Source organism: Nocardiopsis codii (genome assembly GCF_036327455.1).
GTDB classification, from domain to species: domain Bacteria; phylum Actinomycetota; class Actinomycetes; order Streptosporangiales; family Streptosporangiaceae; genus Nocardiopsis; species Nocardiopsis codii.
The window spans coordinates 1-16,660 of sequence record NZ_JAUZMY010000011.1 but is presented as its reverse complement, the minus strand read 5'-3'; the positions used below and the strand labels follow the sequence as shown (position 1 = coordinate 16,660).

Below are 16,660 nucleotides of genomic sequence, written 5' to 3'. Positions count from 1 at the left end.
CCTCGTCGTCGTGGGGGCGCCCGCGGGCGCCGTGCCCCGAGTGTACGGCCGGCCCCGCGACCGCACCCGCCCCCACCGGGGTCAGGGCAGGAGGGACAGGGCCCAGGCGGGGGCGAACACGACGATGAGGAACCTCGCGGTCCGGGTCACGAAGGTGACCACGGAGAACAGCACGACGTGCATTCGCACCACCCCGGCGAGCACGGACACCACCATGAACGGCGGAACGCTGGCGAAGGAGCTCAGCGCCACCAGTCCCGCGCCCCAGAGCGGCCGGGCCTCGGCCTTGCGCCGCCACCCCTCCGCGCGCGCGGCCCACTTGCCGGGGGTCTGTGCCTTGCGCCGCAACCAGGGCACGGCGATCGTGCCCCGGCCCACGTAGTAGTAGGGCAGCTTGCCGAGGGTCTGCCCCAGCCCCGCGGCGACGGCCATCGCGACGAGGGCGCCGTCGTCCATCGCGACGACGGCGCCCACCAGGTAGAGCTCGATGTTGATGACCGGAACGGCCCCGGAGACGAGGGCGACCACGAAGGCCAGAGCTGTCTCGATCACGTGTCGCCCCCGGCTCCGGGCCGGCCCCCGGTCAGTTCTCGGCCGCCGCGAGCTGCCCGCAGGCCCCGTCGATCTCCTGGCCGCGGGTGTCGCGGACCGTCACCGACACCCCGTGCGCCTGGAGCCGCCGGACGAACTCGCGCTCGTCCTCCGGCCGCGACGCCGTCCACTTGGAACCGGGCGTGGGGTTGAGCGGGATGAGGTTGACGTGCACGAGGTGGCCCTTGAGGAGCTTGCCGAGCATGTCGGCCCGCCACGCCTGGTCGTTGATGTCCTTGATGAGCGCGTACTCGATGGACACCCGGCGGCCCGTGGTCCCGGCGTAGCGCCAGGCGGCGTCCAGGACCTCGTCGACCTTCCAGCGGGTGTTGATGGGCACCAGCTCGTCCCGCAGCTCGTCGTCGGGGGCGTGCAGGGAGATCGCGAGGCGGACCTGCATCTTCTCGTCGATGAGCTTGTTGATCGCGGGCACCAGGCCGACCGTCGACACGGTCACCCCGCGCTGGGAGATGCCCAGGCCGTTGGGGACCGGGTCGGTGATCCGGCGCACCGTCTGGAGGACGCGCTTGTAGTTGGCCATGGGCTCGCCCATGCCCATGAACACGATGTTGCTGAGACGGCCCGGGCCTCCCGCGACCTCGCCGCGTGCCAGGTCGCGGGCGCTGGAGACGACCTGCTCCACGATCTCGCCCGTGGAGAGGTTGCGGGTCAGGCCCGCCTGGCCGGTGGCGCAGAACGGGCAGTTCATGCCGCAGCCGGCCTGTGAGGAGATGCACAGGGTGGTGCGGTCCGGGTAGCGCATGAGCACCGACTCGAACAGCACCCCGTCGAACGCCTTCCACAGGGTCTTGCGGGTCATCCCCTTGTCGGCGGTGACGTGCCTGACCGGGGTGAGGAGGGTGGGCAGCAGGGCTTCGCCGAGGCGCTCGCGGGACTCCGCGGGCAGGTCGGTCATCGCCTCGGTGTCGGACTCCAGACCGCCGAAGTAGTGCTTGGCGAGCTGCTTGGCACGGAAGGGCTTCTCCCCCAGTTCGGTGACGACCTCGGCCCTCTCCTCGGGGCTGAGATCGGCCAGGTGCCGGGGGGGTTTGGCACGGCGCGGGGCGACAAAGGTGAGCTCGGCGGGCATAGGGAGTCCGTAAGGGTGGAGTCGATGGTCTCGGCCCGGCGCGGGTGTCAGCGGCGCGGGTCGTTATACGACCTATACGCGGCTGCGGTGCAGCTCCGCCTGTCAGGGCACTACCGTCGATTCTACGCACTGTGCGGACGGCCCGGACTTGTTCGTCCGGCAGCCACGACAATCAGGGGATCGGCGCGTTGGAGGGCCGGTGACAGGGATCGACGTCCTGCTCGACGAGATCAGCCCGTACCAGAGCCGCCGTGTCGTGGTCGAGTGCGACTCCCACACCACGGCCGCCTACCTGCTGGACGCCCGGGGTCGCATCCGGGTCCCGGTGTGGTTGGCCAACCACGAGATGGCGCCTCGCACGAGCGAGTCCGGCGGACTCTACGAGGGCCAGGCGCCCCTCATGCCTGAGGCGTACACGAAGCACCCGCAGGGCCGTCCCCGCTTCGACCCCTCGTGCCTGCGCGCCGTGTGGTTCGAGGAGGGCGACGGCGTGGCCCTGGTCGACGAGGAGGGCCTGCTCGCGGTCATCCCCGGCTGGGCCGAGGCGGACAGCGGGCTCCCGGGGTACGCGCGCGAGGCCATCGGCCGCAGCGCCTACGCCTGGGAACTGGACTCGGTGCGCGGCCAGCTGTGGCCCCGCGTCGTGCACGCCGAGGCCTACTGGGACTGGCGGCGCGCCTCCGGGGCCTGGAGGAGCGTGCAGCGCACCGTCCTCAGCCACCTGAACCGCCGCGTGGGCGAGCCCGGCCACTACTGGGACGTGTCCGACGGCCACCCGCCCCTCCTGCGCGTGTCCGAGCGCCCGCCCACGGCCGAGCGCCCGTTCACGGTCCTGTCCACGGTGGGGATGTGCGGCCAGCGCATGCCCACCCTGGACCGCTACATGGCCAACACCTCCCAGCACGCGCGCGTCGAGCTCGCCCTGGCCACGACCATGCCCGCCCACAGGGCCGCCCGGATCTTCCGCTGGATCGGGGCGTTCCCGTGGCGGGCGGTGACCTGGTTCGGGACCGGTCACACGGTCAAGTGGCTGGACAACCCCGAGGACCGCGGGATGCGCGGAGGGGCGGGCGCCGTCCTGCTGATGGAGGACCCCGAGCTTCTGGTGACCCGCCCCGACCACCGGCCGCCGGACACCTCCGGGCTGTCCTTCCAGGGGGACCCGGTGCGTTGGCTGTGGATCGTGCCGATCACGCGGCCCGAGCACCTGTTCGCCAAGGAGCACGACAGCGCCACACTCGTCGAGAAGCTGGCCGCCGAGGGGCGCAGCTGGGTCCTGGAGTAGCCGCGGCCGGGGGCGGCGCCGTGCCGCCCCCGGCCGGGGTCAGCTGGCGATGCCGCGGCGGCCCCGCACCTGGCCGAGCATCTGGTGGAAGCGCACCATGTCCTCGTCGCTGAAGCGCTCCACGAAGCTGAGCAGCGTGGCGCGCGGGTCGGGTCCGGCGTTGAGGACCTCGTCCATCACCCGCGCGGTGTACTCGGCGTGGGTCTCCCTGGGCCAGTACACCCAGGCGCGTCCGGACTTCTCCCGGTCCAGCAGCGCCTTGTGGAAGAGGATGTTCGCGACCGTCATGACGGTCGTGTAGGCGATGTCCCGGTCGTAGACCATGTTCTCGCGGACCTGGCGCACCGAGAGCGGTTCGTCCGACCGCCACAGCGCGTCCATGATGGCCGCCTCCAGTTCCCCCAGCCCCCTCATGGGCCTCCCCCGCGGTGTGACCTCGGTGTGCTCGTCACCGTGATCGTAGACACGGCGTGCCCGCTCGCGTGGGAGAACTCCGGAGAGCGCACAGATCCGCACATCCTCGACGGCCCGGACCGGCGTTTCACCAGCGGGCGCCCGGCGGGGACCGGAGAAAGAGGCGGGGCGGCCGGCCCCCGGTGTGCGGGGAGGGTGTCCGCGGCCGGGCCCGGGCTCCCCCGCCTCCGCTGGGAAACGCCGGCGGTGGGAGCCCGGCCGTCCTGCCCGGCCGCTCACACCCACTCCGACGCGGCTTCCCGGGCGCCGGTTCCCTGCCCTCCGGACACCCCGCAGTGGCACGCGCCACACCCCGTATGGCCGAAGCCGGACACCCGCTTCACATCCCAGAACCCACCCATATGCCTACAAAACAGACAGCATGGCGACGCTGCGCTTAGTTACCCGCGCGTAGGGACAGCATGGATGTGAAAGCTTGTTACCTATCTCCTAGTTTCAACAACGCCCGCGTTCCCCGCCGGGAGGCCGGTACAAGTAGCCTGGTGTGCGACGAGTGCTGGCCAGGTCAGATGCTTCCCGCCTGCGCGGGGATGCTCCCATGTTCCTTCGAGCCCGCCTTGCCAGCAGCCACCCGTCTCCATACACATTCACAAGCGAGCTGCGGAAGTGGGCGATCTCCGCCGTGTCGTCTGAGGCGTCTCAACCCCTGACAGACTTCGGTCCCAACGAGTGGTTGGTCGAGGAGCTTTATCAGAAGTACTTGAACGACCCGAACTCCGTTGACAAGGCCTGGTGGAACTTCTTCGCGGACTACAAGTCCGCGGAGACTGCTGGTGCGAAGGGTGGGGGCACTGCGAAGCCGCAGAACCAGAAGGCTCCCGCAGCCCCCGCGCCGAAGAAGTCCGCCGCGACCCCTGCACCCGAGCAGGCGAGCAAGGACAAGGCTCTCCAGGTCAACCAGGAGCGTCTGCGCGGTGCACCCGCGCGGACCGCTACCAACATGGAGTCGAGTCTGACCATGCCCACCGCGACGAGTGTGCGCGCGGTGCCGGTCAAGCTCCTGTTCGACAACCGCATCGTCATCAACAACCACCTCCGGCGCGGACGCGGTGGGAAGGTCTCCTTCACCCACCTCATCGGCTACGCGATGGTCAAGGCCTCCAAGGCCATGCCGGAGATGAACTACTCCTACGTCGAGATCGACGGCAAGCCGGGCGTGGCCAAGCCCGAGAACGTGAACTTCGGCCTGGCCATCGACCTCCAGAAGCCCGACGGTTCCCGTCAGCTCGTGGTGCCCAGCATCAAGGGCTCCGACGAGATGGACTTCAACGAGTTCTGGAGCGGCTACGAGGACATCGTCCGCAAGGCCCGCGCCAACAAGCTGGGGGTGCCCGACTTCCAGGGCACCACGATCAGCCTGACCAACCCGGGCGGCATCGGCACCGTGCACTCGGTTCCGCGCCTCATGCCCGGCCAGGGCACCATCCTCGCCGTCGGCGCGATGGAGTACCCGGCGGAGTTCCAGGGGGCGTCCCAGGACACCCTGAGCGAGCTGGGCATCAGCAAGGTCATGACGATCACGTCGACCTACGACCACCGCATCATCCAGGGCGCGCAGTCCGGCGAGTTCCTCCGCCGGATCCACCAGCTGCTCCTGGGCGAGGACGGCTTCTACGACGAGATCTTCAACTCGCTGCGGATCCCGTACGAGCCGGTGCGCTGGGTGCAGGACATCCACGTCAACAAGGCGACGCAGCTCGACAAGACCACCCGCGTCCAGGAGCTCATCCACGCGTACCGCGTGCGCGGCCACCTCATGGCCGACACCAACCCGCTGGACCACGAGCAGCGCAAGCACCCCGACCTGGACGTGCTGGAGCACGGGCTCACCCTGTGGGACCTGGACCGCGAGTTCCCCACGGGGGGCTTCGGCGGCAAGCAGGTCATGAAGCTCCGCGACGTGCTGGGCGTGCTGCGCGACACCTACTGCCGCACGGTGGGTATCGAGTACATGCACATCCAGAGCCCGGAGGAGCGGGAGTGGATCCAGTCGCACGTCGAGCGCGAGCACGAGAAGCTCGACCGCGACGAGCAGCTGCACATCCTGCACAGGCTCAACAGCGCCGAGGCGTTCGAGACCTTCCTCCAGACCAAGTACGTGGGTCAGAAGCGCTTCTCGCTCGAGGGCGGGGAGTCGCTGATCCCGCTGCTGGACGGCGTGATCTCGCGGGCGGCCAAGGCCGAGCTGGACGAGGCCGTCATCGGCATGGCCCACCGCGGCCGGCTGAACGTGCTCGCCAACATCTGCGGCAAGTCGTACGGGCAGATCTTCGGCGAGTTCGAGGGCAACCTGGACCCGCGCAGCGCGCACGGCTCGGGTGACGTCAAGTACCACCTGGGCACCGAGGGGGTCTTCGAGACCCGCGAGGGCGACAGGATCCAGATCTCGCTGGCCGCCAACCCGTCCCACCTGGAGACGGTCGACCCGGTCGCCGAGGGTATCGTCCGCGCCAAGCAGGACGTCCTCAACAAGGGCCCGCACGGCTTCACGGTGCTGCCGATCCTGATCCACGGGGACGCCGCGTTCGCCGGACAGGGTGTGGTCGCCGAGACGCTGAACCTGTCGCAGCTGCGCGGCTACCGGACCGGCGGCACGGTGCACGTCATCGTGAACAACCAGGTGGGCTTCACCACCTCCCCGGCCGACAGCCGCTCCAGCGTGTACGCCACGGACGTGGCGCGCATGGTGCAGGCGCCGATCTTCCACGTCAACGGGGACGACCCCGAGGCCGTGGTCCGGGTCGCGCACCTGGCCTTCGCGTACCGCCAGGCGTTCAACAAGGACGTCGTGATCGACCTCATCTGCTACCGCCGCCGCGGTCACAACGAGGGCGAGAACCCCGCGTTCACCCAGCCGCTGATGTACGACGTCATCGACGCCAAGCGCTCCACCCGGAAGCTGTTCACCGAGGCCCTCATCGGCCGCGGGGACATCACCGTGGAGGAGGCCGAGTCGGCCCTGCGCGACTACCAGACCGAGCTCGAACGGGCCTTCACCGAGACCCGCGAGGGCGAGAAGAAGCCGATCGAGCCGGGCGCCGTGGTCAAGCCCGAGGTGTTCACCGAGGGCCGCCTGGACCACTCCGCGGTGGAGACGGCGATCAGCAGCGAGACGGTCAAGCGGATCATCGACACCCAGGTGTCGCTGCCCGAGGGCTTCACGCCGCACCCGCGGCTGGCGCCCCAGCTGGCCCGTCGCGCGACGATGGTCGAGACCGACGCCATCGACTGGGCGACCGGTGAGCTGCTGGCCTTCGGCGGGGTGCTGATCGACGGCCACCCCGTCCGCCTCATTGGCCAGGACAGCCGCCGCGGCACCTTCGGACAGCGGCACGCCGCCATCATGGACCGCGACACCGGCGAGACCTACACGCCGCTCAAGCAGTTCGACGAGGGGACCACCCGCTTCCACGCGCACGACTCGCTGCTGAGCGAGTACGCGGCGCTGGGCTTCGAGTACGGCTACTCGCTGACCCGTCCGGAGGCGCTGGTCATGTGGGAGGCGCAGTTCGGCGACTTCGTCAACGGCGCCCAGACCGTGATCGACGAGTACATCAGCGCGGGCGAGCAGAAGTGGGGTCAGCGCTCCAGCGTGACCATGCTGCTGCCGCACGGCTACGAGGGCCAGGGGCCGGACCACTCGTCCGCCCGCATCGAGCGGTTCCTCCAGCAGTGCGCGCAGGAGAACATGACCGTCGCGATGCCGTCGACCCCGGCGAGCTACTTCCACCTGCTGCGCTGGCAGGCCAAGTCGCCGTTCCAGCGCCCGCTGGTGGTGTTCACGCCCAAGTCGGTGCTGCGCCTCAAGGCCGCCACCTCGGCCACGTCCGAGTTCACGTCGGGGCACTTCCAGCCGCTGATCCCGGACGACTCGATCGCGCCCGAGAAGGTGCGCCGCGTGGTGCTGTGCTCCGGGAAGATCTACTACGACCTGGACGCCGCGCGCCGCAAGAGCGGTGACAAGCACACGGCGATCATCCGGGCGGAGCGGCTCTACCCGCTGCCGATCGAGGAGATCCGCGAGCAGCTCAAGGCCTTCCCGAACGCGGGCGAGGTCCTGTGGGTGCAGGAGGAGCCGGCGAACATGGGCCCGTGGCCCTTCGTCGCGCTGGTCTTCTCCGAGCAGCTCGACCGTCCGTTCACCCGGATCTCGCGTCCGGCCTCCTCCGCGCCCGCGGCCGGTTCGGCCAAGCGCCACGAGGCCGAGCAGCGTGCCCTGGTGGACACGGTGTTCCCGCCCGCCGACTGACGACGGGACTGAGCGTGTACTACACCGATCGCGGGATCGAGGAGTTGGAGAGCCGCCGCGGCGAGGAGGAGGTCAGCTTCGCCTGGCTCGCCGAGCAGCTGCGGGTGTTCACCGACGTCCACCCCGAGTTCGAGACGCCGGTCGACCGGCTGGCCACCTGGCTGGCCCGGTTGGACGACGAGGACGAGGAGTAGGCACGGCCCTCCGCGCGAGCGGTGGGGCCTGAGGGGCCCGGGTCATGACGACCCGGGCCCCTTTCGCGTACCCGTGGGAGCGGTCGCGGGGAGCCGCGTGCGGCGGGAGCGTGGAGGCGGAGGCGGGAGGGGCCGGATATGGCACCGACCGCGCCACCCCCGGCCCGGGGCGGGGGCCGACTCGGGGTGAACCCCGGTCCCTCCCTGAACCACCCCCGAAACTACGCGACATATCTTGAGTTCTCCCCACTCGCGACATATCGTGAAGCCACAGAGCAAGCGAAGGGATCACACGATGGCGCGTTGGACCATCGACAGGCCGATGACCCAGACCCTGGACGGCATCGTCGCGTTGCGGGTCCGGATCATCGGCGGTCACGTCAACATCCTGCCCACCGACGACCCGGCCACCTTCGAGATCACCGACATCGTCGGCGAGCCCCTCCTGGTCACCCAGGAGGCTGGCATCCTCACCATCCAGTACGAGGACCTCACCGGGCACGGCTTCCTGGACAAGCTCCGCCCGATGCAGCTCTCCACGTACAAGCGCGTGCAGCACCGCAAGGCGACCGTCAACCTGCGCCTTCCCCAGGACTGCCCGGTGGAGGTCACCACGGCCACCGCGCCCATCGTGGCGGCCGGGATCAGCGCCCGCAGCCAGCTGCGGACCGCCTCCGGCGAGATCACGCTCGACGAGGCCGCGGGAGAGACCGACATCGCCACCGTCTCCGGCAACACCGCCGTACGGGGCGCCAGCGGCAACCTCAAGTTCAACAGCGTCAGCGGCCAGCTCGCGGTGGCGGGGGGCCGGCTCTCCGCCCTGAACGCCAAGACCGTGTCCGGCCAGCTGCTCGCCGACACCGACATCAGCCCCGCCGGCCGGGTGCGGCTCAACTCGGTGTCCGGGGAGATCGCCCTGCGGGTTCCCGCCGACACCTCGGCGACCGTCGAGCTGCGCACCTCGACCTCGCCCGTGAACTCCGACTTCGGCCTGGACCGGCGCAGCGCCCCGGGCAGGACGGTCCTCAGCGGAAAGATCGGCAGCGGCGTCGACCCCGCCTCCATCACCGTCAACTCCGCGTCGGGTCGGACCGCGCTGCTGCGGCGCGCGCCCGAGGCACCGGCCGCGATCCCCGAGGGGGCCTGAATGAGCACCATCTTCGGCCACGGCAGGCTGCGGCTCTACCTGCTCAAGCTGCTGGACGAGAGCCCGCGGCACGGCTACGAGATCATCAGCCTGCTCCGCGACCGCTTCCTCGGGGTGTACTCGCCCTCCCCCGGCACCATCTACCCGCGCCTCGCGCGGCTGGAGGAGGAGGGCCTGGTCACCCACACCGAGGAGGGCGGCCGGAAGGTCTACAGCCTCACCGACAAGGGCCGCGCCGAACTGCGCGACCGCAGCGGCGACCTGGACGACCTGGAGCAGGAGATCACCGACTCCGTCCGCGACGTCGCGCGGGCCGTCAAGCAGGACGTGCGCGCGACCATCAGCTCGCTGCGCGAGGAGCTGAAGTTCGCCGCGGGCGGCGCGCGCCGCCCCGAACCCCCGGCCGCGGACGACTCCGCGGGACGGGACCGCGGCGGCCCCTCCGGGACGCCCGCCGCCGACGAGGGGGCCTCCGCCTCCGACCGGGGGGCGACGACCTCCGGGGAGCGGTCCGGCGACTCGGCCGGGCAGCAGGGCGGTGAGAGCGGCCGGAGTGACGACCAGGGATGCGAGGACGGTTCTCGCTGGGCCCGCGAATGGGAGCGCTTCGCCCAGGGCTTCGGCGCGTTCGGCGCCGTGTGGGGCCGCGGCGAGTCCGGCCGCCCGTCCGGAGGGCCGGAGTTCGACCAGGCGCTGCGCGACTTCAGCGACCGGGTGCGCGACGTGGTCCGCGAGGCGGGGCACGTCGGCGAGGCCGCCGCGCACGACCTGCGGCGCATCCTGGACGACACGGTCGAGGTGATCCGCAGGGACTCGAGGAACTGGGGCCCGCCCCGTGACGGTTCCACGGGGCCGGGGACCGCGGAGGGGACCGCGGACGACGCGGAGTCACCGGCCGCCGGGGACACCGCCGAAACCTCGGACTCCCCCGGCCCGGACGTGCCGACCGACGCCCCCGGTGAGCGGTCCGGGGACGGGCCGCAGGCCCGGCCGATGCCCTCCGACCAGGGGGCGGACCCCTGGGGCGAGGCGGTCGGCGAATCCGGCGGCGCGGACGGTACCGCGGAACCCGGCAGCGGTCCGGCGTCCGGCGGCGACGGCAGCGGTGAGGGCACGGAACGCACGAAGTAGTCGCAGGGACGGGGCCCGGAGGCGTCGCGGGGGCGCGCCGACCGGGCCCCGTCGTGTCCCCGCCCCACCGGAGCGCGGCGAGCGGCCACCGCCGCGGAGAGCACGGCGAGCGGCCACCGTCGGCGTCAGAGGGAGGCCAGGAGGACCAGGAGGGCCGAGCCCGCGGCGGCGACGGGGACCACCAGCGACCACCTCACCCATCGCCGGGTCCCGCGCGCGGTCGGGAGGTCCCGCCACCGGCACGCCCCCACGACGAGGGCCGCGGCCAGGAGGACCGCTCCCGCGACCCACACCCACGGGGACACCAGGTGCCAGAACCCGGCGAGACGGGTGTAGGCGAGCAGCGCCGCCCCTCCGAGACCGTACGCGGCGAGACCCGCCCTGTCGGTGGGACGCCGCCACCAGCGCCCCGGGGAGCGCCGGGCGGCGAAGCCCAGGGCGAGGAGGCCGGGGGCGAGCGCGAGCACGGCGGTGGCTGCCCCGTAGACCCTCTCGCCCGTCGCGTTGTCGGGGCTGGCCTCGTCGACGCCGAGCAGACCGATCCCGATGTCCTCGCTGAACCGGTGCGTGTTGGACAGGACCACGGCCCCCCGGTCGCCGGTGTACCCGATCCACGCCGTGTGACCGTTGGTCGTGGCGTTGCCGCCGTGGCCGGTGATCTCCACACCGCCCAGGGTCTCCACGTACCAGCCGAGTCCCTGCTCCCGGCGCTCCACGTCGCCCGGCGCGACGGGCAGCACCGACGCGGCTCCCGGCGCCGAACCGTCCATCACCGCCGCCAGGAGGAGGCCGAGGTCGCGTGCGGTCGTGACCAGCCCTCCGGAAGGGCTGTTGGCCTCGGCCCGGTCCGGGGCGAGGGGGTGCCCGAGGTCGGCGTTGTGGACCTCGAACACGGGCCCCGCCGCATCGGTCCAGACCGCGCTGTCGTCCATGCCCAGGGGGTCCAGGATCCTGTCCCTGACGAGGTCCGCGTAGCCGGCCCCGGCGTGCTCGGCCAGGGCGTGCCCCAGCAGGTCGACGCCGGTGTTGGAGTAGTGGTTGGCGCCCCGCAGGCCGGGATCGACCCGCGCCCGCCCCGCCACGCTCCGCAGGAACTCCCCGACGGAGCCGGGCGGATCGGGGTGGCGCTTGGCGGCGAACTGCCACAGCGTCTGGGGAAGGCTCGTCTCCTCCCTGGTCAGGCCCGCGGTGTGCGTGGCCAGCTCCTCCACCGTGACAGCCGCGAGTGCGGGGTCGGCGAAGTCGAGGTCGTCCAGGAGGTCGCCGACCCGGGCGTCCGGCGCGAGTTCTCCGCGGTCCACCATGTCGGCGAGCAGCATCCCGGGGAGCACCTTGGCGACCGAGGCGGATCCGAACAGGGTCCGCTCCCCCACCGGACCGCCGTCGGCCCCGGTTCCGCCGATTCCGGCCGTGCGCACGCGGAGTGCGCCGTCCCGTCCCGGTTCGACCAGGGCGACCGACAGCCCGTGGTACCCGGTGGTGTCCGCGATCCCCTCCCGTACCTGTGCGGCCAGCTCCGCGTCCCCGCTCGTCCGGGGTCCGAGTTCGTAGGGGCGCGGCGCCGCGGTCAGCGCCCCCACCGCGGAGAGCGCGGCGAGCAGCGTCGCGATCGCCGGTGCCCACCGTCCGGCACGGCGGCGGCGCAGAGCGGGGGCGGGGGCGGGGGCGGCTGCGTTCATCGGCGGTGGGGCTCCTCGATCCGGTCCGCGCCCTCGGAGGCGCGGCGACCTGGAGAACCTACGGCCGCGGCACCGGGCACCGCGCTACTCCCCTCCCCCGACTACGGGGTGGGTCCAGCCCTACCCCTCGGGCCGGCGGGGCCGACCGGGTCCGCCACGGAAAGGGGCCCGGCGCGTGTGCGCCGGGGCCCCGTCCTGTCATCGCCGTCCCGCAGGGGCGTGCCCCCACGGGGCCCGCGTGCCGGTGGGCCCCCGTCCGGGCCGGCTCTCGCGGTGCTTCACGGGGGCGGAGCGCGGCGGGGGAGTCGCCTAGGCGCGGGCGACCCCGTCCTCACGGGCCTGGGCGGCGACCGCTGCGGAGACCGCGGGGACCACCCGCGCGTCGAAGGAGCTGGGGATGACGTAGTCGGCGGACAGGTCGTCGCCGACGAGTCCGGCGAGCGCCTCGGCGGCGGCCAGCTTCATGTTCTCGGTGATGTCCGTGGCGCGGGCGTCGAGCGCCCCACGGAACACCCCCGGGAAGGCCAGGACGTTGTTGATCTGGTTCGGGAAGTCGCTGCGCCCGGTGGCGACGACGCTCGCGTGCCTGCGGGCGACGTCCGGGTGCACCTCGGGGTTGGGGTTGGCCATCGCGAAGATGATCGCGTCGTCGGCCATGGTGGCCACGACCGGCTCCGGGACCTCCCCGGCGGACAGGCCGATGAACACGTCGGCCCCGGCCAGCGCGCTCTCGATGGAGCCGCGCAGGCCCGTCTTGTTGCTGATCCGGGCCAGCTCCTGCTTGACCGGGTTCAGGCCCTCCCTGCCGTCGTGGATCATGCCCTTGGAGTCGGCGACGGCGATGTCGCCGACCCCGCCGTCGATGAGCATCTTGGTGACGGCGACCCCGGCGGCCCCCGCCCCGGAGACCACGACCCGCAGGTCGGCGAGGGTGCGTCCGGTCAGGCGCGCGGCGTTGTGCAGCGCGGCGACCGTGACGATCGCGGTACCGTGCTGGTCGTCGTGGAAGACGGGGATGTCGAGGAGCTCACGGAGCCGGCCCTCGATCTCGAAGCAGCGGGGGGCCGAGATGTCCTCCAGGTTGATCCCGCCGAAGGAGGGGGCCATCCGGACGACGGTCTCGACGATCTCGTCGACGCCGGTGCAGCCCAGCGCGATCGGCACGGAGTCGACGTCGCCGAACTGCTTGAACAGCAGCGACTTGCCCTCCATGACGGGGAGGGAGGCCTCGGGGCCGATGTCGCCCAGGCCCAGCACCGCGGTGCCGTCGGTGACGACGGCGACCAGGTTGCTCCTCCAGGTGTAGGTCTCGACGAGCTCGGGGGTCTCGGCGATGGCGTCGCAGACGCGGGCGACGCCGGGGGTGTAGGCGAGGGACAGCCCCTCGTGGTCGTGCACGTCGACGGAGGAGGAGATGTGGAGCTTGCCGCCGCGGTGCAGCGCGAAGGCGGGGTCCTCGTCGAGGTGGGAATGCTGGTCCTGGGTACGCGAAACGGTCGTCACTACTCAAACCCTTCGGATGCGTGTACGCCCTGCCGTCGGCCATGACGGGGGCGGACCTCGGCAATGGTGCGAACCGCGCGCGAAGAAGTGAAGGTGCCAGGGGAGCTCTCCCACGACGCCGGTCGGCCATGACCGGTGGTGTCGCCGGGGGGAGTCGTTCTTCGCCGGACTCTTATGCGAGCACTGCGCGGTCGCCTCTCACGGGGATGACCCGTTACGCAATCCTCTCACAACGGTGACCGCAGGAAAATCGCGGGTCGGCACGATAGGACGGCACCGACTTATTAGCTTTTGTCGCATCATGCTCTCAATGTCGTTTTGGCTCGGGCGGTGGGGCCGCGAACCCGCCTCCGACCAGGCACTCCGTGCTCTGAAGGAGACCTCACGATGGCCCTGCTCAAGCCCCACTCCGCGCCCTTCGCCCTCGGCGCCCTGTCCGTCGCCGGCGTCCTGGCCCTGACCGCCTGCGGTGGGGGCGGCGGCTCCTCGGAGGAGGCGGCGCCCGAGGCCCCCGCCGTCGAGGTGGACGAGGAACTCGCCGCGCTGGTGCCCGCGGACGTCGCCGAGGCGGGAAGCGTCCGGATCGGCGTCGAGGCCTCCTACCCGCCCGGGGAGTACCTGGACGCCGACGGCGAGACCGTCCTCGGCTTCAACGTGGACCTCCTGAACGCGGCCCTCGGCAAGCTCGGCCTGGAGGCCGAGTGGGAGCCGACCGCCTTCGACTCCATCATCATCGGCGTCGACACCGGGACCTACGACCTGGGCTCCTCCTCCTTCACCATCACTGAGGAGCGCATGGAGCAGGTCAACATGGTGAGCTACTTCTCCTCCGGCACCCAGTGGTTCGCCCAGACGGGCAACCCCCAGGACGTCGACCCCGACAACGCGTGCGGCATGCGGATCGCGGTCCAGTCCGACACCACCCACGACGTCGACATCGAGGCGCGCAGCGAGGCCTGCGTCGAGGCCGGTGAGGACGCCATCACCATCCAGAAGTTCGAGAACCAGCCGCTCGCGACCGAGACCGTCGTGTCCGGGGTCAACGACGCGTCCCTCGCCGACATGCCCACCTCCGCCTACGCGCTGGAGCAGACCGGCGAGGGCGTCCTGGAGTTCATCGGCGAGCAGTACGACGCGGCCCCCTACGGCATCCTCGCCCACAAGGAGAACGAGGAGCTCGCCGAAGCCGTCGCCGCGGCGTTCGACGCCATCATCGAGGACGGCACCTACACCGAGATCCTCGGCGAGTGGGGCGTCGAGGCCGGTGTCCTGGAGTCCGCCGAGGTGAACCCCGAACTGTAGGGGCACAACCCCCACAGACATCCACCGAGCGAAAGACTGACCTGTGTCCTCACCGACCGAACCGGTGAGCGGCCCGGGGTCGCCGAATCCGACCCCGGGCCGCTCGACCGAGCCCATCACAGCCGTCCCCGTCCGCTACCCGGAGCGGTGGGTCGCCGCGGCGGTCATCCTGGTCCTCGCGGCCATGTTCGTGCACATGCTGTTCACGAACGACGCGTTCAACTGGCCGTTCATGGTCGAGCACATGTTCTCGGACCCGGTGGTCCGGGGCGTGTGGGTGACCATCAGCGCCACCGTGCTGTCGATGCTCATCGGCATCGTCCTCGGCATCGTCCTCGCGGTGATGCGGCTCTCCGGGAACCCGGTCCTGGTGGCGGTCTCCTGGCTGTACACCTGGTTCTTCCGCGGTGTGCCCCGCCTGGTGCTGGCGGTGCTCTTCGGCAACCTGGCCATCCTGTACACGACGATCGCGATCGGCCTCCCGTTCGACAACTACTGGATGCCGTGGCTCGGCTTCGAGGGCGACGCCCGCTTCTTCGAGATCGACACCCGCACCCTCCTGAGCGGCTACATGGCGGGCCTCCTCGCCCTGTCGCTGTCCGAGGGCGCCTACATGGCCGAGATCATCCGCGCCGGGCTCCAGTCAGTCGACAAGGGCCAGACCGAGGCCGCCCAGGCCCTCGGCATGGGCCGCGCCAAGATCATGCGTCGGATCACCCTGCCGCAGGCGATGCGGGTCGTCATCCCGCCCACGGGCAACGAGACCATCGCCATGCTCAAGGACACGGCGCTCCTGGCGTACGTACCGGTGACCATCGAGCTCTTCTACCAGCTCCAGGCCATCGGCTCCCGGACCTACCAGATCTTCCCGATGCTGATCGCCGCCTGTCTCTGGTACCTGGCCATCACCAGTGTGCTGATGATCGGCCAGTACTTCATCGAGCGCAGGTTCAACCCGGGGCAGTACGGCGGCATCCGTGGCCGCGTCGTCGGAGGGGCTCACTGATGAGCGAACAGAGCAGCGATCACGTCATCGAGACCGCCGAGGGCGCCGCACTGCCCGCCGACGCGCTCGTGGTGGCCGACAACGTGCACAAGAGCTTCGGGCGGCTGGAGGTCCTCAAGGGCATCGACCTCCAGGTCACGCGCGGTGAGGTCATGTGCATCATCGGCCCGTCCGGGTCGGGCAAGTCGACCTTCCTCCGGTGCATCAACCACCTGGAGAAGCTCTCCGCCGGACGGCTGTGGGTCAACGGCGAGCTGATGGGCTACCGGCAGAAGCGCGGCCGCCTGTACGAGCTGCGCGACAACGAGATCGCCACCCAGCGCAGCGACATCGGCATGGTCTTCCAGCGCTTCAACCTGTTCCCGCACCTGAGCGTCGTCGGCAACATCATCGAGGCCCCGGTGCAGGTCAAGAAGGTGCCCCGGGCGGAGGCGACGGCCAAGGCCCTGGAGCTCCTGGAGCGGGTGGGCCTGCCGGACAAGGCCGACGCCTATCCGGACCAGCTCTCCGGAGGCCAGCAGCAGCGCGTGGCGATCGCCCGCGCGCTGGCCATGGAACCCTCCCTCATGCTGTTCGACGAGCCGACCAGCGCCCTCGACCCGGAGCTGGTCGGCGAGGTGCTGGACGTCATGCGGGACCTCGCCAAGGGCGGCATGACCATGGTGGTCGTCACCCACGAGATGGGTTTCGCCCGGGAGGTCGGCGATTCCCTGGTGTTCATGGACGACGGTGTCGTGGTGGAGGCGGGGGTGCCCTCCGAGGTGCTCTCCAACCCCCGGCACGAGCGCACCCAGGCCTTCCTGTCCAAGGTGCTCTAGATCCTGCGGCCCTCGGCGGGGGGCCCCCCCCCCCCCCGCGCGGGGGCCCCCCCCCGCGCCCCCCCGGGCCGGGGGGGGGGGCCGACTCGGGGTGAACCCCGGTCCTCCCTGAACCACCCCCGAAACTACGCGACATATCTTGAGTTCTCCCCACTCGCGACATATCGTGAAGCCACAGAGCAAGCGAAGGG

At 71.2% G+C, this 16,660-nt stretch carries 13 protein-coding genes; 8 read left to right on the top strand and 5 right to left on the bottom strand.

Going from position 1 to position 16,660, the window contains the following annotated elements:
• Positions 1-81: 81 nt before the first annotated feature.
• Together Q8791_RS12950 and rlmN are read right to left on the bottom strand one after the other, a co-directional pair.
• Positions 82-552: a hypothetical protein gene (locus tag Q8791_RS12950; protein ID WP_330091920.1), complete on the bottom strand. Its 471-nt coding sequence runs from the start codon at positions 550-552 to the stop codon at positions 82-84.
• Positions 553-583: 31 nt separating this feature from the next.
• A complete protein-coding gene (rlmN, locus tag Q8791_RS12945) occupies positions 584-1,681 on the bottom strand; it encodes a 23S rRNA (adenine(2503)-C(2))-methyltransferase RlmN (protein WP_330091919.1) in 1,098 nt (365 codons plus the stop codon).
• A gap of 199 nt (positions 1,682-1,880) precedes the next feature.
• Here rlmN and Q8791_RS12940 point away from each other — a divergent pair, with 199 nt between their 5' ends.
• Positions 1,881-2,966, top strand: coding sequence for a suppressor of fused domain protein (locus Q8791_RS12940; RefSeq protein WP_330091918.1), 1,086 nt, complete (start codon positions 1,881-1,883; stop codon positions 2,964-2,966).
• Between the two features lie 39 nt (positions 2,967-3,005).
• Here Q8791_RS12940 and Q8791_RS12935 read toward each other — a convergent pair whose 3' ends face one another.
• The gene (locus Q8791_RS12935; RefSeq protein ID WP_330091917.1) at positions 3,006-3,380 is read right to left on the bottom strand and encodes a BlaI/MecI/CopY family transcriptional regulator; all 375 of its coding nucleotides are present in this window, start codon (positions 3,378-3,380) and stop codon (positions 3,006-3,008) included.
• 682 nt (positions 3,381-4,062) lie between these two features.
• On the opposite strand from Q8791_RS12935, the gene Q8791_RS12930 reads away from it, so the two are divergent.
• The 4 genes from Q8791_RS12930 (at position 4,063) to Q8791_RS12915 (ending at position 10,161) form a co-directional block, all read left to right on the top strand.
• Positions 4,063-7,689, top strand: coding sequence for a multifunctional oxoglutarate decarboxylase/oxoglutarate dehydrogenase thiamine pyrophosphate-binding subunit/dihydrolipoyllysine-residue succinyltransferase subunit (locus Q8791_RS12930; protein ID WP_330091916.1), 3,627 nt, complete (start codon positions 4,063-4,065; stop codon positions 7,687-7,689).
• A gap of 14 nt (positions 7,690-7,703) precedes the next feature.
• Complete coding sequence (locus Q8791_RS12925; RefSeq protein WP_330091915.1) at positions 7,704-7,883, top strand: DUF6104 family protein; 180 nt, start codon at positions 7,704-7,706, stop codon at positions 7,881-7,883.
• A gap of 295 nt (positions 7,884-8,178) precedes the next feature.
• A complete protein-coding gene (locus Q8791_RS12920; protein ID WP_330091914.1) occupies positions 8,179-9,030 on the top strand; it encodes a DUF4097 family beta strand repeat-containing protein in 852 nt (283 codons plus the stop codon).
• The gene (locus tag Q8791_RS12915; protein ID WP_330091913.1) at positions 9,031-10,161 is read left to right on the top strand and encodes a helix-turn-helix transcriptional regulator; all 1,131 of its coding nucleotides are present in this window, start codon (positions 9,031-9,033) and stop codon (positions 10,159-10,161) included. It begins immediately after the preceding gene.
• 125 nt (positions 10,162-10,286) lie between these two features.
• Here the strand turns inward: Q8791_RS12915 and Q8791_RS12910 are convergent, their stop codons facing one another.
• Both Q8791_RS12910 and Q8791_RS12905 read right to left on the bottom strand, forming a co-directional pair.
• The gene (locus Q8791_RS12910; protein ID WP_330091912.1) at positions 10,287-11,840 is read right to left on the bottom strand and encodes a serine hydrolase domain-containing protein; all 1,554 of its coding nucleotides are present in this window, start codon (positions 11,838-11,840) and stop codon (positions 10,287-10,289) included.
• Positions 11,841-12,149: 309 nt separating this feature from the next.
• Positions 12,150-13,343, bottom strand: coding sequence for an NAD(P)-dependent malic enzyme (locus Q8791_RS12905; protein ID WP_330091911.1), 1,194 nt, complete (start codon positions 13,341-13,343; stop codon positions 12,150-12,152).
• A 387-nt stretch (positions 13,344-13,730) separates the two neighbouring features.
• Here Q8791_RS12905 and Q8791_RS12900 point away from each other — a divergent pair, with 387 nt between their 5' ends.
• Genes Q8791_RS12900 through Q8791_RS12890 form a run of 3 tightly spaced genes read left to right on the top strand, consistent with a single transcriptional unit; the run spans position 13,731 to position 16,469 of the window.
• On the top strand, positions 13,731-14,645 hold the full coding sequence (locus tag Q8791_RS12900) for a transporter substrate-binding domain-containing protein (protein ID WP_330091910.1): 915 nt from the start codon (positions 13,731-13,733) through the stop codon (positions 14,643-14,645).
• 43 nt (positions 14,646-14,688) lie between these two features.
• Entirely contained in the window at positions 14,689-15,651 is a 963-nt protein-coding gene (locus Q8791_RS12895) for an amino acid ABC transporter permease (RefSeq protein WP_330091909.1), read from the top strand.
• Positions 15,651-16,469 carry an amino acid ABC transporter ATP-binding protein gene (locus Q8791_RS12890; RefSeq protein ID WP_330091908.1) on the top strand — a complete coding sequence of 273 codons (819 nt, stop codon included), beginning with the start codon at positions 15,651-15,653 and terminating at the stop codon, positions 16,467-16,469. The genes Q8791_RS12895 and Q8791_RS12890 overlap by 1 nt, the downstream gene beginning before the upstream one ends.
• Positions 16,470-16,660 lie beyond the last annotated feature (191 nt).